Here is a 23,960-nt window from a genome sequence, read left to right on the forward strand (position 1 = left end):
TGGCAGCTTGAGACCAACCAAACACGGTGGCAGGGTTGCCCCAATGGAGATTCAAGTGTTTTGCCAGGGACTCTTTTTTACCGATGCAAAAAGGCCCAGAAACAGCGATAAAGTTGTCAGCCCGGCTGCATGGGTACTGTGAATTTGCGACATCAACCCAGCTGTTTGCGACGTCGTCGTAAAGAACACGAAAGGTTGTATGTGCAAGTATCGCCAACATTGTCGGCGTGATATAAGTTTGCGCCGACACAAAAAGAAAGAGCCGCCCAGATAATAAAACAGGTGGGACGGCAGTACTCTTCTAAAACCAAAGGAGCAAATCACGATGCGCGTGATGAAGTGGAGCATGATCGCACTGGCAGTTGCTGCAGCCGCCAGTACTCAGTTGGCTACGGCCGCCCCGTTTGTTAGTGACCAGGCAGAAGCCAAAGGTTTCGTTGAAGATGCAAAACTCACCGAAACGTTGAAGAACTACTACTTCAACCGCGACAACAAGAACGGTGGCGCTGACCAGAAGGACTGGACCCAGGGTTTCCTGACCAATTTCAACTCCGGTTACACCCAAGGTACTGTCGGCGTAGGTATTGACGCTTTCGGCTACCTGGCTCTCAAACTGGACGGCGGTGACGGTACCTCCGGGTCGGGCAACATGAGCCGTAGCGATGTCGTCAATCCGAACAACGGCGCTCGCGACGTAAATGACAGCCAAGGCAAAGCCGGCGCTGCCATTAAATTCCGCATCTCCAAAACCGAACTGAAAGTCGGCGACCAGCAGCCAAGTACTGCTCCTGTGTTCGCAGTTGGCGGCTCCCGTATCATTCCGCAAACTGCCAGCGGCTTCCAGCTGCAGAGCAGCGAAGTCAAAGACCTTGACCTCGAAGCCGGTCACTTCTACTCGGCGACCAGCCAGGACAAAAACGCCCGTAACGGCGGCCTGTATGCGAACTACGCTGGCGTAGAAGCCAATTCGATCGACTATTTCGGCGGCAAATACGGCATCACCGACAACCTGAGCGCATCGCTCTACGGTGCCAAGCTGGAAGACGTCTGGAACCAGTACTACGCGAACGTGAACCTCACCACCCCATTCGGTGGCGACACTTCGCTGAACACTGACTTCAACATCTACCGCACCACCGATACCGGTGACAAGCTGGCAGGTGACATCAGCAACACTGCCTTCTCCCTGGCAACCGCGCTGTCGTTCCTGAAGGCACACACCTTCACCCTGGCCTTCCAGAAGGTTAACGGCGATACCCCGTTCGACTACGTCGGCGTGGGCAAGAACAACCGTGGCGGCGACTCGATCTTCCTCGCCAACTCCATCCAGTACTCTGACTTCAACGGTCCAGGCGAGAAATCCCTGCAAGCCCGTTACGACCTGAAAATGGCCGAGTACGGCGTACCAGGCCTGAGCTTCATGGTTCGTTACGTCAAAGGTTGGGATATCGACGGTACCGGTCTGGCTGCAAACAGCCAATACCGCACCAGCACTGGCGCACCGCTCTACGGTGAAGATGGCAAACACCACGAAACCAACTTCGAAGCCAAGTACGTTGTTCAGTCTGGCCCAGCGAAAGATCTGTCGTTCCGCATCCGTCAAGCCTGGCACACTGCCAACGCCGACCAGGGCGAAGGCGACGTTAAAGAGTTCCGCCTGATCACCGAATACCCACTGAACATCTTGTAATCGTCAGTGGTTAGTTTGAAAGCATAAAAAAGGCCCATCTTCGGATGGGCCTTTTTATTGCCTGTCACTTGTAATAGATGCCTGACCAACAAGTCAGGCATTTAATTAGCAACCTATCATTGTGTGGCTGTTTCCTGAACCACACGAATCACACGCTGTGGAAACGGGATATCAATACCGGCAGTCTTTAAACGATCACGCGACTGTTCGTTAAACATGAACATCACATCCCAATAGTCTGCAGTTTTAACCCAGACACGCAGAGAAACAGTGATCGAACTGTCACCCAATGTCGAAATGACCGCTTGTGGTGCAGGGTCCTGCAACACGCGCTCATCCTTGGCCAGATCCAGCAGCACCTGACGGGCTTTCTGCAGATCCGCTTCGTAATCCACACCCACATCAAACACCACTTTGCGGGTTGGCTGACGGTTGGTGTTGGTGATGATGCCGTTCGACAGATTTCCGTTCGGGACGATGATGGTCTTGTTGTCACCGGTACGCAGCACGGTGTGGAAAATCTGGATGCTGTCGACAGTACCCGCCACGCCTTGCGCTTCGATCCAGTCACCGATACGGAATGGACGGAACAGCAGAATCAGCACGCCGCCGGCGAAGTTCGCCAGGCTACCCTGCAATGCCAGGCCGATCGCCAGACCAGCCGCACCGATCGCAGCCACGAACGAGGTGGTTTCCACACCGATCATCGAGGCGACGCTGACGATCAGCAGCACCTTGAGGATGATGTTCGCCAAGCTGCTGATAAAGCCTTGCAGCGCCAGGTCGGCATTGCGCAGGGCCAGCAGACCGCCGAGTTTTTGCGTGACCTTGTTGATCAACCACCAGCCGATCGCCAGGGTAATCACCGCCAGCAGCACGCGGCTGCCGTATTCCATGATCATCGGAATCCACGCCTGGGACGCCTTGACCAGGTTGTCTACCTCAGCATTCAAATCCATCTTCCATCTCCTGATTTCCGGCTACCCGGGCTGTACACATATAAAAAGTGGGAGCGGGCTTGCTCGCGAAAGCGTTGTGTCAGGCAACTCATTGTTGAATGACACAACGCTTTCGCGAGCAAGCCCGCTCCCACAGCCATCTGACCGGACTTAGTCGCGGAAGTTGTTGAACTGCAGTGGCATGCCGAATTCCTTGGCGCGCAGGGCCGCAATGGCTTCCTGCAGGTCATCGCGCTTCTTGCCGGTCACACGTACCTGCTCGCCCTGAATGGCGGCCTGCACCTTGAGCTTGGCGTCCTTGATGTGCGCGACAATTTTCTTCGCCAGCTCCTTGTCGATGCCTTCCTTGAGGATCGCGTCCTGCTTCATCAGCTTGCCCGAGGCGTAAGCGTCTTTGACTTCAAGGCACTGCACATCGATCTTGCGCTTGGTCAGGGCCAGCTTCAGGATCTCGATCATCGCTTCCAGCTGGAACCCGGCTTCAGCGGTCAGATTGACGGTCAGGTCCTTTTCCTTGAACTCGAAGCTGCCTTTGCCTTTCAGGTCATAACGACGATCGAGCTCCTTCACGGCGTTCTCGACCGCGTTGGTCAGCTCGTGTTTGTCCAGTTCGGATACCACGTCGAACGACGGCATGTAATCTCTCCAATAAAAAGGCGCGCTCGATCAGGAGGGAGCGCGCTTGGCTTGCGGTTAAAATCCGGCTCATTATAACGGGTCTTTTCCCACCGATACGGCGAGCCTTGCATGCCAGTACCTTACCGAGTGAAAAACTGATGTCCACCCCCTGGCACATTCTCGGCGCCGGCAGCCTCGGCACCCTGTGGGCCACGCGCCTGGCGCGGGCCGGTCTGCCGGTACGCCTGATCGTGCGTGATGCCGAGCGCTTGCGCAGCTATCAGGCGGCCGGCGGTCTGACGCTGGTCGAACACGGCGCAGCCACTACCTATGCCATCCCCGCGCAAACGGCCGACGACCCGGAACCGATCCGCCGCCTGCTGGTCGCCTGCAAGGCCTATGACGCCGAAAGCGCCGTCGCCCGCCTCGCCCCGCGCCTGAGCGCAGATGCCGAGCTGATCCTGCTGCAGAACGGCCTCGGCAGTCAGGACGCGGTGGCGGCACGCGTTCCGCAGGCACGCTGCATCAGCGCTTCCAGCACCGAAGGTGCGTTCCGCGACGGCGACTGGCGCGTGGTGTTTGCCGGCCACGGTTTCACCTGGCTGGGTGATGCCGGCCATCCGGTGGCGCCGATCTGGCTGGACGATCTTGAGGCGGCAAAAATCCCCCATGAATGGAGCACCGACATCCTCACCCGGCTGTGGCGCAAACTGGCGCTCAATTGCGCGATCAATCCGCTGACCGTGCTCCACGATTGCCGTAACGGCGGGCTTGAGCAGCATCAATGCGAAGTCGCCACGCTGTGCGCGGAACTTGTCGAATTGCTGGAGCGTTGCGGTCAACCGGCAGCCGCGGTCAATCTGCAGCAGGAAGTCGAACGGGTGATCCACGCCACAGCAGCCAATTACTCGTCGATGTATCAGGACGTGGCCAACCGCCGCCGTACCGAAATCAGCTACCTGCTGGGCCACGCCTGCAAAGTCGCCACCCGTCATCAACTCAACCTGCCGCACCTCACTCAATTGCAGCAGCGTCTGGTCGGCCATCTGCACAGCCTTGGATTGCCCAGCGACTGAGCAGCGGCTACGCTGGCCACTTGTTCCTTTGCTGCGATAAACCTGATGCCATTGCGCCAGCGCCTTGAAAACCTGCCGGTCGGCCAGAAACTGCTGGCCGCCCTGCTGGTGTTATTGACCACTGTGCTATTGGTCGCCAACCTGACCTTTATCAGCGCCGCCTATTACATCTCCCAGGAAAGCATGGCGCCGCAAGCCCTGCAGACCATCGGCCGGCTGATCTCCAACCCGAGCCTGGTCGCGCAAGCCCTCGAGTCGCCGCAAAGCGCCGAACGCCTGCTCAAGGAGCTCGACAGTTATTCGCCGCTGCGCGCAGCAGCGCTGTATGACGGCAAGGGTGACCGTCTCGCTCAGGTGCAGCGTGGCGACAAGCTCAATCTGCCGGAACGTTATCGACACGTCGAAGCCTGGCAACTCACCGAGTTTCGCAGCAACCAGTTGATCACCCTGCCCCGCCCCGGCACCGCGCCTGGGCACTTGCTGCTGGTCGCCAGCAGCGAACTGCCGATGGCGTTCTACACCGGCACCCTGACTGCCAGTCTCGGCATCCTGATTTTCAGTGTGCTGCTGTGGCTGGTGATTGCGCGACAGATCAAACGCCTGATCACCCGCCCGATTCATGAACTGGAAGAGCTGTCGCGTCAGGTCACCCGTGAAGAGAACTATGCCCTGCGCGCCTCACGCGGCAACCACGATGAAATCGGCAGCCTCGCCGAGGCGTTCAACACCATGCTCTCGCGCATCGAAGCCCGCGAGCAGCAGCTCAAGCGCGCCCGCGATGACTCGCAGGCCGCCTACGATCAGGCGCAGGGTCTGGCCGAAGAAACCCGTCACACCAACCGCAAGCTGGAGCTGGAAGTCCAGGTGCGGAGCAAGATCGAGAAGAAGCTCACCGGCTTCCAGAACTACCTCAACAGCATCATCGACTCCATGCCCTCGGCGCTGATCGCCCTCGACGAGCAGCTCTACGTGACCCAGTGGAACCAGGAGGCCAGCGCCCTCTCCGGCACGCGCCTGGATGAAGCGCTGAACCAGCCGATCTTCCTCGCCTTCGAACCGCTCAAGCCGTTTCTGCCGCAACTCAAGCAGACTGTGGAAGAGCACACGGTGGCGAAGATCGAGCGGGTGACCTGGTTCAAGGATGACGAACCCAAGCATTACGCCCTGACGTTCTACCCGCTGATGGGCGGTGCCGGGCGCGGTGTGGTGATCCGGATCGACGACATCACTCAGCGCCTGTCGCTGGAAGAAATGATGGTGCAGTCGGAGAAGATGCTCTCGGTGGGTGGCCTCGCCGCCGGCATGGCCCATGAGATCAACAACCCGCTCGGCGCGATTTTGCACAACGTGCAGAACATTCGGCGGCGACTGTCGGCAGATCTGCCGAAGAACCTCGAAACCGCTGAACAGCTCGGCATCGAACTGGACACGGTCAACCGTTACCTGCAAAGCCGCGAAGTGCCGAAACTGCTCGACGGCATCCAGCAGGCCGGCGCGCGGGCGGCAAAAATCGTCACGCACATGCTCAGTTTCAGCCGCCGCAGCACTAGGCAAATGGCCCCCTGCGATCTGCCGGCGCTGATTGATCAGGCGGTGGAAATTGCCGGTAACGACTTCGATCTGGCAATCGGTTTCGACTTCAAGGGCCAGGCGATCATCCGCCAGTTCGACCCGGCGCTCGGCCCGGTGCCGGGCACCGCCAACGAACTGGAACAAGTGCTGCTCAACCTGCTGAAAAACGCCGCGCAAGCCATTCATCAGCGCGAAGATGACAGCGAGCCGGGGCGGATCATCCTGCGCACCAGACTCAATCCGCCATGGGCCGAGATTCAGGTCGAGGACAACGGCATCGGCATGAGCGAGAACGTGCGCAAACGCACCTTCGAGCCGTTCTTCACCACCAAGGAAATCGGCCAGGGCACAGGGCTGGGGCTGTCGGTGTCGTACTTCATCATCACCAACAACCACAAAGGGCAGATGGAAGTGCAATCCGCGCCGGGCCAGGGCACCTGCTTCACCTTGCGCCTGCCACTGACCCAACCGGCGGCCATCGCCGCCGAAACCAATCAACTACCGAGGTAACCCATGGGCTTTCGCTTGTCGAAAATTTACACCCGCACCGGTGACACAGGCGAAACCGGCCTGGGCGATGGCCGCCGCGTGCCCAAGGATCACCCGCGCATCGAAGCGATTGGCGAAGTCGATACGCTGAACAGTCAAGTCGGTGTGCTGCTGGCCGGATTGATCGCCGAACGTGAGGCATTCCCGGGATTGAATGAACTGATCGACGTGCTCGCGCCTTGTCAGCATCGTCTGTTTGATCTCGGCGGAGAGCTGGCGATGCCGGAGTATCAGGCGCTGAACACGGCAGAAATCGAGCGTCTGGAAGCGGCGATTGATGTGTGGAACGAGGAATTGGGGCCGCTGGAGAATTTCATTCTGCCCGGCGGTTCGATGCTGATTGCCCAGGCCCATGTGTGCCGCAGTCTGGCGCGCAGTGCCGAGCGCCGTTGTCAGCACTTGAACGCGATCGAGCCGTTGGCCGGGGTTGGTTTGGCGTATATCAATCGGCTGTCGGATCTGTTGTTCGTGGCCGCAAGGTTGATTGCGCGGCGGCAGGGAATTGCCGAGATCTTGTGGCAACCGGCGGCGAAGCCTTCAGATATATAGCGCCTGTAAGGACGCCTTCGCGAGCAAGCCCGCTCCCACAGTTGATTGCATTCATCCAGTTGGAATGCAGTCAAATGTGGGAGCGGGCTTGCTCGCGAAGAGGCCATCAGCCTCACAACATAATCAAGCTTCTGGCCAGAACGCGCGAATCCCCGCCACACCCTGAGCCCCGACACTCCAGGCCTTCTCGCGCTCCGCCGGGCCGACCCCGCCGAGCAAGAACACCGGCTTGCTGAAGCCCTCGATCAACGTCGAAGCCTGCTCCCAGCCCAATGGCTGCGCATCCGGGTGGGTCAAGGTTGGTTGAACCGGCGACAGGGTGACGAAATCCACGCCCATCTGCTCGGCCAGTGCCAGTTCTTCAGCGTTGTGGCACGAAGCCGCCAACCAGCGCTCAGGCGGCAACGGCCGCCCTGCTTCGGCGTATTTGCGCAGTTGTGCGGCGGTGATGTGCCAACCGGCCGACGGGAAATCGCCGAGCCATTCGAACGGGCCCTTGATCATCAACTGCGCCTTGCCGGCACACAGACCGGCTGCATCCACCGCCAGATCGCGGTATTTCGGGTCATAACCGTTCGGCGCGCGCAGCTGGATCAGTTTGATCCCGCCGGCAATCGCCTTCTGAATGCCGCGCAGCAAAGCCGGGGCTTCCAGATCTTCCGGGGTGATCAAGTATTCGCCAGGCAGGCGCGCGGCGGCAACGATCGGCTGATTGGCGGCCGGAAACTCGTAGTTCAGCAGATCCTTGGCGGTCGCCCAGGCCAATGGCTGGCCTTCGGCGCCATGCGGTTCACCGCTGAAGCTCGACACTTCCCAGACATCCAGCAACACCTGCTTGTCCGGGTAATCGTGGCGAACCTTGATCAGCGGACGCGCGGCGCCAACGACAATGCCCAGCTCTTCCTGGAGTTCGCGAGCCAGGGCGCTTTCGACCGATTCGTCAGCCTCGACCTTGCCGCCGGGAAATTCCCACAGGCCGCCCTGATGCTGGGTGTCGGCACGGCGGGCGATCAGGATCTTGCCACTGCCGTCACGAATGACGGCAGCCGCGACGTGTACGCGTTTCACGGATTCAACTCCTCCAGTCCAGCCTTTTGCCACGCCTTGAAGGCCGGCCATTGGTAGACGGTTTCAACATAGGCTTGATCAACCGCCGGCAACTGCACCTGGTAAGTCCGCAGGCGCACGGCAATCGGTGCGAAGAACGCATCGGCCAGGCTCACCCGGCCAAACAGATACGGCCCTGGCTCCGTGGCGGCAGCGCGGCATTCAGCCCACAGCGCGAGCATGCGTTCGATATCGACCTTCACTTCCGGCGGCACCGGGCTGAGCGGTGCGTCGTGGCTCAGGTTGAACGGCATGTGATTGCGCATAGCGAAGAAGCCACTGTGCATCTGCGCGCAGGCGGATCGCGCCTGGGCACGGGCGAACAGGTCGGCTGGCCAGAGCTGTTCGGACGGGAACTGTTCGGCCAGGTATTCGGCGATCGCCAGAGAGTCGGCGATGGTGCCGCGAGAAGTTTGCAGCAACGGCACCTTGGCGGTCGGCGAATGCTTGAGCAGCTTCTCGCGGGTGTCGGGCTTGCCGAGCTTGATCAGTTCTTCGCTGTAGGGAGCGCCGGTCAGTTCCAGCGCCAGGGCGGCGCGCAGGGACCAGGAGGAAAGCAGTTTGTCGCCGATGATCAGGTGCAGGGACATGGTGTGGCGCCTTTTCGTCAGGAGGATCAGGCTGGAATTCTTGGTGCCTGATTAGTCGCCATCGCGAGCAGGCTCACTCCTACAGGGGATCCGTGTCGTTCACTAATCTACTGTAGGAGTGAGCCTGCTCGCGATGGCGGCGACTCGGTCTCAGATTAAATCAGGTGCGGTACTCGGCGTTGATCTTCACGTACTCATGCGACAGGTCGGTGGTCCAGATGGTTTCGCTGCAGTCGCCGCGACCCAGTTCGATGCGGATGGTGATCTCTTCCTGCTGCATCACCGCCGAACCCTGTGCCTCAGTGTAGGTCGCTGCGCGCGCGCCACGGCTGGCGATGCACACGTCGCCGAGGAACACGTCGATCTTGCTCACATCCAGATCCGGCACGCCGGCACGGCCGACAGCCGCCAGAATACGGCCCCAGTTCGGGTCGGAGGCGAACAGCGCGGTCTTGATCAGCGGCGAGTGGGCCACGGTATAACCGACGTCGAGGCATTCCTGATGATTGCCGCCGCCGTTGACTTCAACAGTCACGAACTTGGTCGCGCCTTCGCCGTCACGCACGATGGCCTGGGCCACGTCCATGCACACTTCGAACACCGCCTGTTTCAGCTTGTTGAACAGCTCGCCCTCGGCATGGGTGATTTCCGGCAGCGCGGCCTTGCCGGTGGCAATCAGCATGCAGCAGTCGTTGGTCGAGGTGTCGCCGTCGATGGTGATGCGGTTGAACGACTTGTTCGCACCGTCGAGCATCAGGTTGTGCAGCACGTCGCGGGAGACTTTGGCGTCGGTGGCGATGTAGCCGAGCATGGTCGCCATGTTCGGGCGGATCATGCCCGCGCCCTTGCTGATACCGGTGACGGTGATGGTCACGCCGTCATGCTGGAACTGGCGGCTGGCACCCTTGGGCAGGGTGTCGGTGGTCATGATGCCGGTGGCGGCGGCTTCCCAGTTGTTTTCCGACAGATCATCCAGCGCCGCTTGCAGTGCGCCTTCGATTTTCTCGACCGGCAGCGGCTCACCGATCACGCCGGTGGAGTACGGCAGGATCTGGCTGGCATCGACACCGGTCAGCTCGGCCAGTTTGGCGGTGGTGCGCTCGGCAGCCGCCAGGCCTGGCTCACCGGTACCGGCGTTGGCGTTGCCGGTGTTGGTCAGCAGGTAACGCACGTCGTTCTGCACGCGTTTTTTCGCCAGGATCACCGGCGCGGCGCAAAAGGCGTTCAACGTGAACACACCGGCCACGGTCGAACCTTCGGCACAGCGCATCACTACCACATCCTTGCGCCCGGGGCGCTTGATGCCGGCCGAGGCGATACCGAGTTCAAAACCGGCAACCGGGTGCAACGTTGGCAAAGGACCAAGACCAACAGCCATGAATGCGCTCCTTACTCAATGATGTCAGCACCGCTCACAGGGATGGCGGTGGTGTAAATGGCAAAACGCCGCGACGGCAGGAGCCGGTCGCGGCGCGGGTATTTCAGCGATTGAAACGGGAGTTACTGGATCTGCCCGTGGCAATGCTTGAATTTCTTGCCCGAACCGCAGTAGCACAGTTCGTTGCGACCCAGCTTCTGCTCGTTGCGAACCGGCGCGGTGGCGAGGGCCACATCGACCTCCTCACCCAGCACTTCCGGCTGCTCCAGACCAGGGGCCTCGGCGTGTTCGAACTGCATGCGCGCGGCCAGTGCTTCGGCTTCCTCACGCAGGCGTTGCTCTTCGGCTTCCGGATCTTCGCGGCGCACCTGAACGTGCGACAGCACACGGATCGAGTCGCGCTTGATCGAATCCAGCAGCTCGGAGAACAGCGTGAACGACTCGCGCTTGTATTCCTGCTTCGGGTTCTTCTGGGCGTAGCCACGCAGGTGGATACCGTGACGCAGGTGATCCATGGTCGACAGGTGGTCTTTCCACAGGTCGTCCAGCACGCGCAGAACGATCTGCTTCTCGAACGAGCGCAGTGCTTCGGCACCGGCCTGATCTTCTTTCTCGTTGTACGCTGCCATCAGCTCGACCATCAGCTTCTCGCGCAGGGTCTCTTCGTACAGGTGATCGTCTTCGTCGAGCCATTGCTGGATCGGCAGTTTGACCCCGAAGTCGCTGGCAATCGACGCTTCCAGACCGGCAACGTCCCACTGCTCTGGCAGCGATTGCGGCGGAATGTGCGCGCTGACGGTGGCGTTGAGCACGTCCTGACGGAAATCGGCGATGGTTTCACCGATGTTGTCGGCGGCCAGCAACGTGTTACGCATGTGATAGATCACTTTACGCTGTTCGTTGTTGACGTCGTCGAACTCGAGCAGTTGTTTACGGATGTCGAAGTTACGACCTTCCACCTTGCGCTGCGCCTTCTCGATCGCGTTGGTCACCATGCGGTGCTCGATCGCTTCGCCCGGCTGCATGCCCAGGGCTTTCATGAAGTTCTTCACCCGATCGGAGGCGAAGATGCGCATCAGGCTGTCTTCCAGCGACAGGTAGAAGCGGCTGGAACCGGCATCGCCCTGACGGCCGGCACGGCCACGCAGCTGGTTGTCGATACGACGGGATTCGTGACGCTCGGAGGCAATCACCTGCAGACCACCGGACTCCAGCACTTGCTGGTGACGCTTCTGCCAGTCGGCCTTGATCTGGGCGATCTGCTCGGGGCTCGGGTTTTCCAGCGCCGCAACTTCCACTTCCCAGTTACCGCCCAGCAGAATGTCGGTACCACGACCGGCCATGTTGGTGGCGATGGTCAGGGCGCCCGGACGACCGGCTTGCGCGATGATCTCCGCTTCTTTTTCGTGGAACTTGGCGTTCAGCACCTTGTGCTCGATGCCTTCCTTGTTGAGCAGGTTGGACACGTGCTCGGAAGTTTCGATGGTCGCGGTGCCCACCAGGATCGGACGGCCCTGGGCCATGCCTTCCTTGATGTCGTTGATGATCGCCGCGTATTTCTCTTCGGCGGTCAGGAACACCAGGTCGTTGTAGTCCTTGCGCGCCAACGGTTTGTTCGGCGGAATGACCATGACCTGCAGGCCATAGATCTGGTGGAATTCGAACGCTTCGGTGTCAGCGGTACCGGTCATGCCGGACAGCTTGGTGTACAGACGGAAGTAGTTCTGGAACGTGGTCGAAGCCAGAGTCTGGCTCTCGGCCTGGATGTTCAGACCTTCCTTGGCTTCGATGGCCTGGTGCAGGCCTTCGGACAGACGACGACCCGGCATGGTACGACCGGTGTGTTCGTCGACCAGTACGACCTGACCGTCCTGCACGATGTATTCGACGTTGCGGTGGAACAGTTTGTGCGCACGCAGACCCGAATAGACGTGGGTCAGCAGGCCCAGGTTATGCGCCGAGTAGAGGCTCTCGCCTTCGGCCAGCAGGCCGACGCCGGTGAGCATTTCTTCGATGTACTGGTGACCGGCTTCGTTGAGTTCGACCTGACGGGTCTTCTCGTCGATGGTGTAGTGACCGGCCTTGGTGACCTGGCCTTCGACTTCTTCGACGTGCAGTTCCAGCTGCGGGATCAGTTTGTTGATCTCCATGTACAGCTTGGAGCTGTCCTCGGCCTGACCGGAAATGATCAGCGGGGTACGGGCTTCGTCGATGAGGATGGAGTCGACTTCGTCGATCACGGCAAAATTGAGTTCGCGCTGGAATTTTTCTTCCATGCTGAACGCCATGTTGTCGCGCAGGTAGTCGAAACCGAATTCGTTGTTGGTGCCGTAGGTGATGTCGGCAGCATAGGCGGCGCGCTTCTCTTCCGGCGGCTGGAACGGCGTCACGACGCCGACGGTCAGGCCGAGGAATTCATACAGCGGACGCATCCAGTTGGCGTCACGGCGGGCCAGGTAGTCGTTCACGGTTACAACGTGCACGCCCTTGCCGGACAGCGCGTTGAGGTAAACACCCAGGGTGGCCACGAGGGTTTTACCCTCACCGGTACGCATTTCGGCAATCATGCCTTCATGCAAGGTCATGCCGCCGATCAACTGAACGTCGAAGTGGCGCATGCCCATGACGCGCTTGCCCGCTTCACGGGCGACCGCGAAGGCTTCAGGCAACAGCTTGTCGAGGGATTCCCCTTTGGCGATACGGGCCTTGAACTCGTTGGTCTTGGCACGCAATTGATCGTCCGAAAGGGCCACCATTTGCTCTTCGAAGGCATTGACGAGCTGCACCGTCTTGAGCATGCGTTTGACTTCACGCTCGTTCTTGCTTCCAAAAAGTTTCTTTAACAAAGGCGCAAACATATCGGCAGGATCTTCCACACTAAAGGGATGGAGGGCGGCCCCGTGAGTCGCCCGTGCAGCCCTCATGGCCGCATGCGAACGAGCATTCTACCCGGAAACGGTGGTGAGGAAAGTGGCGATATTCCACGATGCTGGCACTGCGCTTTGACGGGGCTCACTTAAAATAGGGGCGTTTTGCTCAACTTCAACCCATAAGGGAAAGAAGTTAGTCGTTGATTTAATGAGCAAAGCAGGGACAAAAGCAATGGGCGAGTGGTTCCGTTGCTTTCTGCTACCATGGCGCTTCTGTTACTTCAGGTGTTCGATCATGGCATTTCGCCCTCTTACAGCCAGAGCGCCCGCCGTTCTGCTACGCGAAGCCAAGCCGCTCAAAGCCATTCTCGGTCATGCCCAACGCCTCGCTCATCTGCAACGCCTGCTCGAAAGTCAGTTGCAACCCGCTGCCCGCGCGCATTGCCATGTCGCCAAGTGGCGTGAAGGCGAACTGTCACTGGTGGTCACCGACGGCCATTGGGCCACACGCCTGCGCTACCAGCAAAAACGCCTGCAACGGCAACTGCAGCTGTTTGAAGAGTTCGCCAACCTGACGCGAATCAAATTCACTGTGCGACCACCGATCGTCCAGCCTGGGGCTGTCGGGCACACGATGGACCTGTCGAGTAATGCCGCGGCAACCATTCAGTCCACGGCGGACGGCATCAGCGATCCAGGCCTGCGCGCGGCGCTTGAGCGTCTGGCGGCGCACGCCAAAGACAAAACCTGAACTCAATCCAAAAAACTGACACTTATCCAATGTGAGAGCGGGCTTGCTCGCGAAGGCGTCCTTTCAGTCAACATTATTGTTAACTGGCAGACCGCTTTCGCGAGCAAGCCCGCTCCCACAGTTTGGATCAACGCCGTTTGCTGCCGCCGAGCAACGAGCCCATCAATCCGCGCACCAGTTGCTTGCCCAGATTGTTGGCCGCCTGACGCATGGCGGACTTCAAGGCCTGCCCCGCCGCCGTGCCCAGAAACTCTCCGGCACGATCAGCCAGGCTTGGCTCTTCGGCTGCCGACTTGCCCGCGGGCGCATCCGCCTCCGGCGCCAGATCCTTGCGCCCCATCAGGATTTCATACGCCGACTCACGATCGATCGGCTTTTCATAACGCCCCTTGAACGGCGACCCGGCGATCAGCATCGTGCGTTCGGTTTCGCTCAACGGCCCGATCCGCGACTGTGGCGGCGCCACCAGCACCCGCTGGACCGTCTCCGGCGTGCCTTTTTCCTGCAACGTTCCGACCAGTGCTTCACCGATACCCAGCTCGGTCAGCACCGATAAGGTGTCGAACGCCGGATTTGGCCGGAAACCATCGGCCACCGCCCGCAGGGACTTCTGTTCCTTGGCGGTGAACGCACGCAAGCCGTGCTGGATGCGCAGGCCAAGTTGTGCCAGCACGTTATCCGGCAAATCCCCCGGCGACTGGGTGACGAAATACACACCCACACCTTTCGAGCGAATTAGCCGCACCACCTGCTCCAGACGCTCCTGCAGCGCCTTGGGCGTATCGCCGAAGAGCAAATGCGCTTCATCGAAGAACAGCGCCAGCAGTGGTTTGTCGGCATCGCCGCGCTCCGGCAACTGCTCGAACAGCTCGGCCAGCAGCCACAGCAGGAACGTCGCGTAGACCTTAGGCGCCTCATGTACCAGACGGCTGGCATCAAGCAAATGAATGCGCCCACGGCCATCAGCGGCTGGTTGCAGAATGTCTTCGAGTTGCAGCGCCGGTTCGCCGAACAAGGCTTCAGCGCCCTGCTGTTCCAGGGTCGCCAGCCGGCGCAACAGTGCCTGGCTGGAACCCGTGGTCATCAGCGCCGCGTCTTCGCCCAACAGTTGCGGGTTGTCCTTGAGGTGATTGAGCAGCGCCTTGAGGTCTTTCAGGTCCAGCAGCAACAGGCCTTCGCGATCCGCCACTTTAAACGCCGCGTACAGCGCCGACTGCTGGCTGTCGGTCAGTTCCAGCAGGCTGCCGATCAGCAGCGGGCCCATTTCACTCAAGGTAGTGCGCAACGGATGACCGGATTTCCCGTGAATGTCCCACAGCGTCACGGGATAAGCCTGCGGCTTGTGATCGAGCCAGGACATCCCGGCGATGCGCTCGGCGACTTTGCCCTGCGGATTGCCGGCGGCACCGAGGCCGCACAGGTCGCCCTTGATGTCGGCGGCGAACACCGCGACCCCGGCGTCACTGAATGCTTCGGCAAGACGTTGCAAAGTCACCGTCTTGCCGGTCCCGGTCGCACCGGCGATCAGCCCGTGACGGTTGGCCAGGCGCATGGCCTGAGCAATCGGTTGCCCCGCCAGATCGGCGCCAATAACGAGTTGCGATGTGTCAGGCATTTTGTCACCTATGGTTAATCTTTAATCCGTTGTGGCCGATAGCTAAGGGCGAGAACCTGACTGAAAAGTCGGTCGGACATTTCCCTAAGGAGAGTCGGAAATATCAGTTTGTTTCACCCTTGCCCATATTGCGCGTCTTTATAAAAGCACGCCCAGGACATTAAGACCTTAGCGGAACCCCAAGCCATGAACAAAAACCTGCGCTTCAGCCATAAAATTTTGCTTGCCGCCGCCCTCATCGTCATCGCCGCTTTCGCCTCGTTCACGCTGTACAACGACTGGCTGCAACGCAACGCGATCCGCGATGACCTGAACAACTATCTCAACGAGATGGGCGAAGTCACCGCCGACAACATCCAGACCTGGCTCAACGGGCGCATTCTGCTGGTCGAGAACGCCGCCCAGAATATTGCCATCAACCCGGAACCGGCCAACGTCGCCAGCCTGCTGGAACAGAAATCCCTGACCTCGACGTTCATGGCCACTTACCTGGGCGATGCCACCGGCCACTTCACCATCCGCCCGGACGTGAAGATGCCGGACGGTTTCGACCCACGAGTGCGCCCTTGGTACAAAGGTGCCGAGAGCAGCAGCGCATCGACCCTGACCGAACCGTACATCGACGCCGCCACCGGGCAGTTGATCATCTCCATCGCCACCGCCTCGAAAAAGGCCGGTCAGAGCGTCGGCGTGGTGGGCGGTGACCTGAGCCTGCAAACCCTGGTCGACACCCTGACTGCGCGAGACTTCTCCGGCATGGGCTATGCCTTCCTGGTCAGCGCCGACGGCAAAATCCTCGTGCACCCGGACAAGGCACTGGTGATGAAGTCACTGAAAGAAGCCTATCCGCAGGACACCCCGCGCATCAGCAGCGACTTCAGTGAAATCACCGTCGATGGCAAGACCCGCATCGTCAGCTTCGCCCCGATCAAAGGCCTGCCCTCGGTGAACTGGTACATCGGCCTGTCGGTGGACAAGGACAAAGCCTTCTCGATGCTCAGTGAGTTCCGCACCTCGGCGGTGATTGCCACGGTGATTGCGGTGGTGATCATCATCGCGCTGCTGGGCATGCTGATTCGCCTGCTGATCCAGCCACTGCACGTCATGACTCGCGCCATGGAAGACATCGCCGATGGCGAAGGCGACCTGACCAAACGCCTGACCATCGTCAATAACGATGAATTCGGCGTGCTGGGTACCGCATTCAACCGTTTCGTCGAGCGTATTCACGGTTCGATCCGCGAAGTGTCGTCGGCCACCGGGCAAGTCAACGAGGTCGCGCTGCGCGTGGTCGCGGCGTCCAACTCGTCGATGTACAACTCCGACCAGCAAGCCTCGCGCACCAGCAGCGTCGCCGCCGCGATCAATCAACTGGGCGCCGCCGCTCAGGAAATCGCCCGCAACGCCGCGCAAGCCTCGAACCAGGCCAGTGACGCCCGCGGCCTCGCCGAAGACGGCCAGCAAGTGGTGGATCGCAGCATCAAGGCGATGAATCAACTGTCGAGCATGCTCAGCGCCTCCAGCACCAACATCGAGTCGCTGAACAGCAAAACCGTGAACATCGGGCAGATCCTCGAAGTGATCACCAGCATCTCCCAGCAGACCAACCTGCTGGCGCTCAATGCCGCCATCGAAGCGGCGCGTGCCGGTGAAGCCGGACGCGGTTTTGCCGTGGTCGCCGACGAAGTGCGCAACCTGGCGCACCGCACCCAGGAATCGGCGCAGCAGGTGCAGACCATGATCGAGGAGCTGCAGGTCGGCGCCCGTGAATCGGTGAGCACCATGAGCGACAGCCAGCGCCACAGCCAGGACAGCGTGGAAATCGCCAACCTCGCCGGCGAACGCCTCAACAGCGTGACCCAGCGTATCGGCGAGATCGACGGGATGAACCAGTCGGTGGCGACCGCGACCGAGGAACAGACGGCGGTGGTCGAGTCGATCAACGTCGACATCACCGAGATCAATACGCTGAACCAGGAAGGCGTCGAGAACCTGCAAGCGACCTTGCGCGCCTGTTCGGATCTGGAGCAGCAGGCTTCGCGTCTGCAGCAACTGGTCGGCAGTTTCCGCATCTAAGGCGCTGCCACTGGCCTCTTCGCGAGCAAGCCCGCTCCCACATTGGATCTGTGTTGTTTGCATATCCTTGTGAGAGCAAGCCTGCTCCCACATGGGATCTGTGTCGTTTGCAGATCCCTGTGGGAGCGGGCTTGCTCGCGAAGGCGCCCTGTCTAACACCGCAACACCTCGCTGACACTCCCACCGCGCAATCCCGACCGAACATCTATTCTGGATAAAGGTCAACCAAGGGAGTGCAACGCAGCGGAGGGTTGATCACTGTGCATATCGCCGACATCACCATGTTCTACGCCCCGGCCAGCGGCGGCGTACGTACCTATCTGGACGCCAAGCATCGCCGGTTGGGCGTCAAATCGGGCATTCGTCATAGCCTGCTGATCCCCGGCGCACATTTCGGTGAAAACGACGGTATCTACACCGTACCCGCCCCCGCCCTGCCCTTCGGCAAAGGCTATCGCTTTCCGCTGCGCCTCGCGCCGTGGCGCAATGTCCTGCAGGGTTTGCAGCCGGATCTGATCGAAGTCGGCGACCCGTACCTGACAGCCTGGGCGGCGCTCGACGCTCGACGGCAACTGGATGTGCCAGTGATCGGCTTTTATCACTCGGACCTGCCGTTGCTGGCGAGCAATCGCATGGGCCATTGGGTCACGCCGAATGTCGAGGCGTACGTCACCAAGCTCTATGGCAACTTCGATCGAGTGCTGGCGCCCAGCCAAGTCATGGCGGACAAGCTCACCGGACTGGGGGTGCGCAATGTATTCGTGCAGCCATTGGGAGTGGACCTGCAAACCTTTCATCCTGACGCCCGCGATAACGGCCTGCGTGCCGAACTGGAGATTGCCGAAGACACCCGGCTGCTGATCTTTGCCGGGCGCGGCTCGAAAGAGAAGAACCTGCCGGTGCTGCTCAAATGCATGCAGCGCCTCGGCCCACGCTATCACCTGCTGCTGGTCGGTTCTTCGATGCCGGCCGCCGTCCCGGACAACGTCAGCGTGATCGACGCCTTCTGCCCGGCGCCCACCGTCGCCCGCTTGATGGCCAGCGCCGATGCCCTGATCCATGCCGGTGACCAGGAAACCTTCGGTCTGGTGATCCTCGAAGCCATGGCCTGCGGGATTCCGGTGGTCGCGGTGGCGGCCGGGGCGTTTGAAGAGATCGTCGCCGACGACTGCGGCTTGCTCTGTGCACCAAACAACCCGCAAGCCATGGCCAACGCCGTGCGCGAGCTGTTCAGTCGCGGTTGCGTGAAACTCGGCCAACAGGCGCGGCAACATGTCGAACGGCGTTATTCCTGGGACTGCGTGGTCGACAGCCTGCTCGGCCATTACCACGCGGTGCTCGGTCACTCGCTGCCAAGGGTGGCCAATGGCTGAGTCCTCGAATGACCGCGCAGTGCTGCTGGTGCTGCACGACGTGGCGCCGTCGACGTGGGCGGATTATCGGCCGTTTATCGAGGCGGTAGACGCAATGGGTGACGTGCCGATGACCTGGCTGGTCGTTCCGGATTTCCATGGTCACGACGCACTCGAGGAGCATCCAGCGTTCTGCCGAATGCTTGGCGAGCGGCTGGCCCGTGGCGATGAACTGACCTTGCACGGCTATTACCATGACGACCGCGAGCCAGCGCCAGCCACGCCCCGCGACTGGTTCATGCGCCGAATCTACACCCACGAAGGGGAGTTTTATCGCCTGTCCCGCGAAGCTGCGCTGGCTCGCCTGCGCGACGGCATCGAACTGTTCCGGCGCAATGACTGGCCGTTGCACGGCTTCGTCGCCCCGGCATGGCTGATGAGCGAGGGCACGCGTCAGGCCCTTCGCGAAACGCCATTGAGCTACACCAGCGACCCGCAACATCTTTATCAATTACCGGATTTCACCGCCGTCAACGCCCCAGGCCTGGTCTGGAGTGCGCGCAGTGCCTGGCGCCGGGGCCTGTCAAAAATCGTCAGCGAGCAACGCGAACAGCAGTGGCGCGACGCCGCGGTGATTCGTCTAGGCTTGCACCCGGTAGACATGCGCCACCCCTTCGCGCGTGATTACTGGCTGCAAACCCTTGAACGGCTGCTGGCAGAAGGACGCACGCCCATGAACAAAATCGACTGGCTCACCCGGCAACGCAGGCGAATGGAGCGCGCTGCATGAGTCGCGGCATTGTGCTGTTGATCGGCCTGCTCGCCGCCGTGCTGATTCCCGTGCTGCTCGGCGGCGGCGAGATCGGCGCGCGGTTACAGAATTTTCCGCTGCACTGGCTGCTGATCATGTTCGGCATGATCCTGCTCTGCTGGGGCATCAACACCCTGCGTTTGCGCCTGCTGCTGGGTGATCAGCGCGAACGGGTCACGCCGCTGAAAAGCCTCGGCGTGGTCATGGCCGCCGAGTTTGCCTATTGCGCCACCCCCGGCGGCAGTGGCGGGCCGCTGACGATCATGGCCTTGCTGGCGCGCTGCGGCGTGCGCCCGGCCCGGGGCAGCGCGGTGTTTGCCATGGATCAGCTGAGTGATCTGCTGTTCTTTCTCTGCGCCCTGAGCGGAATCCTGATTTACGCGTTGTTTCAGCATCTCAGTGATCGCCTGGAGTGGTTGCTGATGGTCAGCGCCGTGTCGCTGTTCGGTGGGCTGTTCAGTTGCGTGCTGCTGGCGCGCTACCACCGCCGCCTGATCCTTCTGAGCGGACGCCTGCTCGCCCGCCTCAACGTGCAACCGGCCACGCGTCGGCGCTGGGCACGCAAGCTGCTGCATTTTCTCGACGCGTTTATCGACACACTCAAGCTGCCGTGGCAGACCCTGGTCAAGGTGTTCGCCCTGACCTGCATGCACTGGCTGCTGCGCTACAGCGTGTTGTATCTGGCCCTGCGCGGACTGGGCGCGGATCTGCAGTGGGCCTGGAGTTTTCTGGTGCAGATGCTGTCGCTGGGGGCTGGTCAAATGAGCCTGCTGCCCGGTGGCGCGGGCGCCGCAGAGCTGACCTCGGCGGCGCTGCTGGCGCCGATGGTCGGTAAGTCCACCGCGGCGGCAGCGATTCTGATCTGGCGCGTGGTGACGTTCTATTTCTATCTGGTGGTGGGCGGCCCGGTGTTTTTGATGATGCTCGGGCGGCCATTGCTCAAGAAGCTGTTGAAGATTCGACAAGCGTAAAGATCGCAGCCTTCGGCAGCTCCTACAGGGGATCGCATTTCAATGTAGGAGCTGCCGCAGGCTGCGATCTTTTCAGGCCTCTCCCTCCGGCTCGGGTTTCACCTGTTCCCATAGCTCGGCAGCCCCGGGAAACTCGGTGCCGTCTTCCGGGCTTAGGTCATCCGGATCGTAGCGGCTCAAACAGCCCTCCCCCAGAGTGGCAGGCGCTTTTGAAGTGGCTTTATCCAATGGGTCGCTCACGGGCAGTTCCTCAAGGGCGGAAACGAAAAAAGGGCCTGGGACGATTGAACGCCCAGGCCCTTCTTTATTCAAGTACGCGTGGGTTCGATCAGAACACCACGGTCTTGTTGCCGTGCACCAGCACGCGGTCTTCGAGGTGATAACGCAGGCCACGGGCCAACACCATCTTCTCGACGTCACGGCCGAAACGCACCATGTCTTCGATGCTGTCGCTGTGGCTGACGCGTACCACGTCCTGCTCGATGATCGGACCGGCGTCCAGCTCTTCGGTCACGTAGTGGCAGGTCGCGCCGATCAGCTTCACGCCGCGCAGCGACGCCTGGTGATACGGCTTGGCACCGACGAACGATGGCAGGAAGCTGTGGTGAATGTTGATCACCTTGTGCGCGTATTCGCGGCACAGCGCCGGCGGCAGGATCTGCATGTAGCGCGCCAGCACCACCACTTCCGCATCGTGCTGTTTGACCAGACGCGAGACTTCGGCGAAGGCCGGCTCCTTGTCCTGCGGGTTGACCGGGACGTGGTAATAAGGAATGCCGTGCCACTCGACCATGCTGCGCAGGTCGTTATGGTTGGAAATCACACAGGAGATTTCGCAATCGAGCTCGTCGCTGTGCCAGCGGTGCAGCAAGTCGGCCAGGCAGTGAGATTCGCGGCTGGCCATCAGCACCACGCGTTTCTTCTGCTCGGTGTCGGTAATACGCCAGTCCATCGAGAACTCTTCGGCGATCGGCGCAAACTTCTCGCGCAGCACTTCAATACCGAACGGCAGCGAATCGGCGCGGATCTCGTGACGCATGAAGAACCAGCCGTTCTGATTATCCGAGTGGTGGCTCGCTTCGGTGATCCAGCCGTTGTGGGATGCCAGAAAGTTACTGACTTTGGCAACGATGCCAACGCGGTCAGGGCAAGAAATCACCAACCGAAAGGTGCGCATGAGGGGGAAACTCCAGAACTTCGCAAAGGCGGCCATTCTAGCGATTGTGCGCGAAAACTGCAGTATTGATGAGCACGCACCGCAGAAGATGCGGTTCACGGCAGTTGAGCGTGGCGCAAGCCGCAGCGATGACGCACCAGTGATGCTGTTCGACCCGATAATTGTGAATAATCGTGATGACTGCATCACATTATTTAAATGACCATTCAATTTAACGGTTATTTGACGTAACTAATTCAAATAAAAAATCCGCTTAAATGTTTACTTGATGAAACAGCCTGACTATTATTGCGGCACTGTCCCCTGCCATTCAACACATCTGCATAAGGTAGTTACCATGTCCTTGATCAACGAATATCGCGCCACCGAAGAAGCCATCAAAGAGCTGCAGGCCCGTTTGAAAAACCTGTCGCAAGACGACAAATTGCAAGCCGAGCTGGAATTCGAAGGCAAACTGCGCACCCTGATGGGCGAATACTCCAAATCCCTGCGCGACATCATCGCCCTGCTGGATCCGGAATCGAAAACCAAAGGCACCCGTGGCGCCGCAGTAAAAACTACCGGCACCAAGCGCGCGCGCAAAGTTAAACAATACAAAAACCCGCACAACGGCGAAGTCATCGAAACCAAAGGTGGCAACCACAAGACTCTGAAAGAGTGGAAAGCCAAGTGGGGCGGCGACGTGGTTGAAGGCTGGGCTACCCTGCTGGGCTAAGCCACAACGCCGGTCGCAGACTGCTTCAGCGGCCCATGAAAAACGCCAGCCTGCGCTGGCGTTTTTTTATGCCCGACATTTCATGGGCACACTATGTTCGATTTCAAAGATTCAAACGTTTGCGCAATGCCTGGACATAATTCTGCCACTCATTGAGCACTTGATTCTGTATCGGCGTAGCACTAAGCGCCCATTGCTGCGCGGCTTCGGCAAAAGATTGCAGGGTATTAGGCGCCCCCATTTGCGGCTCGGACAAACGCTGCTGGCAGAATATTCTCCAGCGTTCTTGCTCCTCGGAATTCAACGTATCGGGAAAGTTGCGTGCGCGATATCGAAAGAGTAATTCCGGCAGACGTTCGTCATCGAACGGCCAGTGCTCTTGCGCTAATTGCGCCGGATCTGCCGTCCTCACTTGCTCGCATAGACGCCGATCGCGATCACCGATAAATCCATCGTACAACTGCTGTTCCGGGTCTTCACTCGGGGTGAAATCTTCGCTGGCATAAATTGCCGTAACTTTATCTTTCCAAACTTGTTGTGCGTCACTTAGCCGCAGCGCACGCGCCTGATAGAGCGCCATGTCCAGGCCCAGGCGCTGCTGATCGTCGGCCCGCAACACCGACAACGGCGCCACCACCGGGCAGCGATTGATGTGAATCAGTTTCAGCGGCACCGGCAGTTCACCCTCGGCGAGGTCGTCGCGGCGGGTATACAGGCGCTGGCGCAGGGTTTCAGCGTCCAGATCCAGCAGGCCTTGCGGATCGAGGTGCAGGTCACAGACGATCAGTGCATTGCGATTGCGTGGATGCCAAGCCAATGGCAGCACCACACCGACATAGTGCCGCGCCGCCGAGAAGCGCCCGGAGATATGCACCAGCGGCTGCAAAAGACGAATCTGATCCATGACCTTCTGTTTGCTGCGCAGTTGAAACAGCCAGTCATACAACTTCGGCTGTTTCTCGCGGATCAACCGCGCCAGCGCGATGGTTGCGCGCACGTCCGAGAGTGCTTCGTGGGCATGCCCGTGGTCGATGTTGTTGGCAGCCGTCAGGCGTTCGAGCTTGAGGGTCACCTTGCCTTCGTCATCGGTTGGCCAGACCAGGCCATCCGGGCGCAATGCATACGCGGCGCGCACCACATCGATCAGGTCCCAGCGACTGTTGCCGCCCTGCCATTCACGGGCATAGGGGTCAAAGAAGTTGCGGTACAGGCTGTAGCGGGTCATCTCGTCGTCGAAACGCAGGGTGTTGTAACCCGCACCGCAAGTGCCGGGCGCCGCCAGTTGCGCGTGTACGCGGGTCATGAAGTCGGCTTCACTCAAGCCCTGCTCGGCGAGACAGCTCGGGGTGATCCCGGTAATGGCGCACGCTGCCGGATGCGGCAGGATGTCTTCGCTGGGCTGGCAGTAGAGGTTGACCGGTTCGTCGATTTCATTGAGGTCATGGTCGGTGCGAATCCCGGCGACCTGCAGCGGACGGTCGTTGCGCGGATTGATGCCGGTGGTCTCGTAGTCGTACCAGAAGATTGAAGTCAC

Annotated in this window: 20 protein-coding genes and 1 pseudogene; 11 read left to right on the forward strand and 10 right to left on the reverse strand. The window is 60.2% G+C overall.

Translation table 11 applies throughout. The features are described from left to right. Positions 1 to 325 precede the first annotated feature (325 nt). Entirely contained in the window at positions 326 to 1,690 is a 1,365-nt protein-coding gene (locus ACS4NR_RS15250) for an OprD family porin (protein WP_456017793.1), read from the forward strand. Between the two features lie 116 nt (positions 1,691 to 1,806). Here ACS4NR_RS15250 and ACS4NR_RS15255 read toward each other — a convergent pair whose 3' ends face one another. Both ACS4NR_RS15255 and ACS4NR_RS15260 read right to left on the reverse strand, forming a co-directional pair. Continuing rightward, on the reverse strand, positions 1,807 to 2,649 hold the full coding sequence (locus ACS4NR_RS15255) for a mechanosensitive ion channel family protein (RefSeq protein WP_041068538.1): 843 nt from the start codon (positions 2,647 to 2,649) through the stop codon (positions 1,807 to 1,809). A gap of 150 nt (positions 2,650 to 2,799) precedes the next feature. Next, positions 2,800 to 3,285 carry a YajQ family cyclic di-GMP-binding protein gene (locus tag ACS4NR_RS15260; RefSeq protein ID WP_003227548.1) on the reverse strand — a complete coding sequence of 162 codons (486 nt, stop codon included), beginning with the start codon at positions 3,283 to 3,285 and terminating at the stop codon, positions 2,800 to 2,802. 140 nt (positions 3,286 to 3,425) lie between these two features. Between ACS4NR_RS15260 and ACS4NR_RS15265 the strand changes: the two genes are divergently transcribed. Genes ACS4NR_RS15265 through ACS4NR_RS15275 form a run of 3 tightly spaced genes read left to right on the forward strand, consistent with a single transcriptional unit; the run spans position 3,426 to position 7,013 of the window. Further along, a complete protein-coding gene (locus ACS4NR_RS15265; RefSeq protein WP_456017794.1) occupies positions 3,426 to 4,343 on the forward strand; it encodes a putative 2-dehydropantoate 2-reductase in 918 nt (305 codons plus the stop codon). Between the two features lie 45 nt (positions 4,344 to 4,388). Next, entirely contained in the window at positions 4,389 to 6,425 is a 2,037-nt protein-coding gene (locus ACS4NR_RS15270; protein ID WP_456017795.1) for a sensor histidine kinase, read from the forward strand. A 3-nt stretch (positions 6,426 to 6,428) separates the two neighbouring features. After that, complete coding sequence (locus tag ACS4NR_RS15275; protein WP_027612526.1) at positions 6,429 to 7,013, forward strand: cob(I)yrinic acid a,c-diamide adenosyltransferase; 585 nt, start codon at positions 6,429 to 6,431, stop codon at positions 7,011 to 7,013. Between the two features lie 123 nt (positions 7,014 to 7,136). On the opposite strand, the gene ACS4NR_RS15280 is transcribed toward ACS4NR_RS15275, so the two are convergent. The 4 genes from ACS4NR_RS15280 to secA form a co-directional block, all read right to left on the reverse strand. Next, entirely contained in the window at positions 7,137 to 8,081 is a 945-nt protein-coding gene (locus tag ACS4NR_RS15280) for a Nudix family hydrolase (protein ID WP_456017796.1), read from the reverse strand. After that, positions 8,078 to 8,710, reverse strand: coding sequence for a glutathione S-transferase family protein (locus ACS4NR_RS15285; protein ID WP_443534178.1), 633 nt, complete (start codon positions 8,708 to 8,710; stop codon positions 8,078 to 8,080). The genes ACS4NR_RS15280 and ACS4NR_RS15285 overlap by 4 nt, the downstream gene beginning before the upstream one ends. Before the next feature lie 160 nt (positions 8,711 to 8,870). After that, the gene (gene argJ / locus ACS4NR_RS15290; protein WP_456017797.1) at positions 8,871 to 10,088 is read right to left on the reverse strand and encodes a bifunctional glutamate N-acetyltransferase/amino-acid acetyltransferase ArgJ; all 1,218 of its coding nucleotides are present in this window, start codon (positions 10,086 to 10,088) and stop codon (positions 8,871 to 8,873) included. Between the two features lie 122 nt (positions 10,089 to 10,210). After that, on the reverse strand, positions 10,211 to 12,946 hold the full coding sequence (gene secA / locus ACS4NR_RS15295) for a preprotein translocase subunit SecA (protein WP_115984280.1): 2,736 nt from the start codon (positions 12,944 to 12,946) through the stop codon (positions 10,211 to 10,213). A gap of 307 nt (positions 12,947 to 13,253) precedes the next feature. On the opposite strand from secA, the gene ACS4NR_RS15300 reads away from it, so the two are divergent. Then, on the forward strand, positions 13,254 to 13,709 hold the full coding sequence (locus tag ACS4NR_RS15300) for a DUF721 domain-containing protein (RefSeq protein WP_166496449.1): 456 nt from the start codon (positions 13,254 to 13,256) through the stop codon (positions 13,707 to 13,709). A gap of 127 nt (positions 13,710 to 13,836) precedes the next feature. Here ACS4NR_RS15300 and ACS4NR_RS15305 read toward each other — a convergent pair whose 3' ends face one another. Beyond that, positions 13,837 to 15,324, reverse strand: coding sequence for a helicase HerA-like domain-containing protein (locus ACS4NR_RS15305; RefSeq protein WP_456017798.1), 1,488 nt, complete (start codon positions 15,322 to 15,324; stop codon positions 13,837 to 13,839). A 186-nt stretch (positions 15,325 to 15,510) separates the two neighbouring features. Between ACS4NR_RS15305 and ACS4NR_RS15310 the strand changes: the two are divergent. From ACS4NR_RS15310 to ACS4NR_RS15330, 5 genes and pseudogenes are all read left to right on the forward strand, one after another. Further along, positions 15,511 to 16,542: pseudogene (locus ACS4NR_RS15310) on the forward strand (HAMP domain-containing protein); the annotation flags it as partial. 93 nt (positions 16,543 to 16,635) lie between these two features. Then, a complete protein-coding gene (locus ACS4NR_RS15315) occupies positions 16,636 to 17,400 on the forward strand; it encodes a methyl-accepting chemotaxis protein (RefSeq protein ID WP_371260380.1) in 765 nt (254 codons plus the stop codon). Between the two features lie 260 nt (positions 17,401 to 17,660). After that, positions 17,661 to 18,773: a glycosyltransferase family 4 protein gene (locus ACS4NR_RS15320; protein WP_456020393.1), complete on the forward strand. Its 1,113-nt coding sequence runs from the start codon at positions 17,661 to 17,663 to the stop codon at positions 18,771 to 18,773. Continuing rightward, positions 18,766 to 19,542, forward strand: a complete 777-nt coding sequence (locus ACS4NR_RS15325; RefSeq protein ID WP_456017799.1) for a DUF2334 domain-containing protein — start codon at positions 18,766 to 18,768, stop codon at positions 19,540 to 19,542. The genes ACS4NR_RS15320 and ACS4NR_RS15325 overlap by 8 nt, the downstream gene beginning before the upstream one ends. After that, positions 19,539 to 20,534 (forward strand): lysylphosphatidylglycerol synthase transmembrane domain-containing protein, encoded by a 996-nt coding sequence (locus ACS4NR_RS15330; protein ID WP_456017800.1) that lies wholly within the window; start codon positions 19,539 to 19,541, stop codon positions 20,532 to 20,534. Before ACS4NR_RS15325 ends, ACS4NR_RS15330 begins: the two co-directional genes overlap by 4 nt. A 72-nt stretch (positions 20,535 to 20,606) precedes the next feature. On the opposite strand, the gene ACS4NR_RS15335 is transcribed toward ACS4NR_RS15330, so the two are convergent. Together ACS4NR_RS15335 and purU are read right to left on the reverse strand one after the other, a co-directional pair. After that, positions 20,607 to 20,774, reverse strand: a complete 168-nt coding sequence (locus tag ACS4NR_RS15335; protein WP_166496444.1) for a hypothetical protein — start codon at positions 20,772 to 20,774, stop codon at positions 20,607 to 20,609. Between the two features lie 88 nt (positions 20,775 to 20,862). Next, on the reverse strand, positions 20,863 to 21,711 hold the full coding sequence (purU, locus tag ACS4NR_RS15340; RefSeq protein ID WP_003227580.1) for a formyltetrahydrofolate deformylase: 849 nt from the start codon (positions 21,709 to 21,711) through the stop codon (positions 20,863 to 20,865). A 337-nt stretch (positions 21,712 to 22,048) separates the two neighbouring features. Here purU and mvaT point away from each other — a divergent pair, with 337 nt between their 5' ends. Beyond that, positions 22,049 to 22,426: a histone-like nucleoid-structuring protein MvaT gene (gene mvaT, locus ACS4NR_RS15345; protein WP_003227581.1), complete on the forward strand. Its 378-nt coding sequence runs from the start codon at positions 22,049 to 22,051 to the stop codon at positions 22,424 to 22,426. A gap of 103 nt (positions 22,427 to 22,529) precedes the next feature. Here the strand turns inward: mvaT and sbcB are convergent, their stop codons facing one another. Continuing rightward, positions 22,530 to 23,960 carry an exodeoxyribonuclease I gene (sbcB, locus tag ACS4NR_RS15350; RefSeq protein ID WP_443534165.1) on the reverse strand — a complete coding sequence of 477 codons (1,431 nt, stop codon included), beginning with the start codon at positions 23,958 to 23,960 and terminating at the stop codon, positions 22,530 to 22,532.

Source organism: Pseudomonas sp. JQ36, assembly GCF_053851495.1.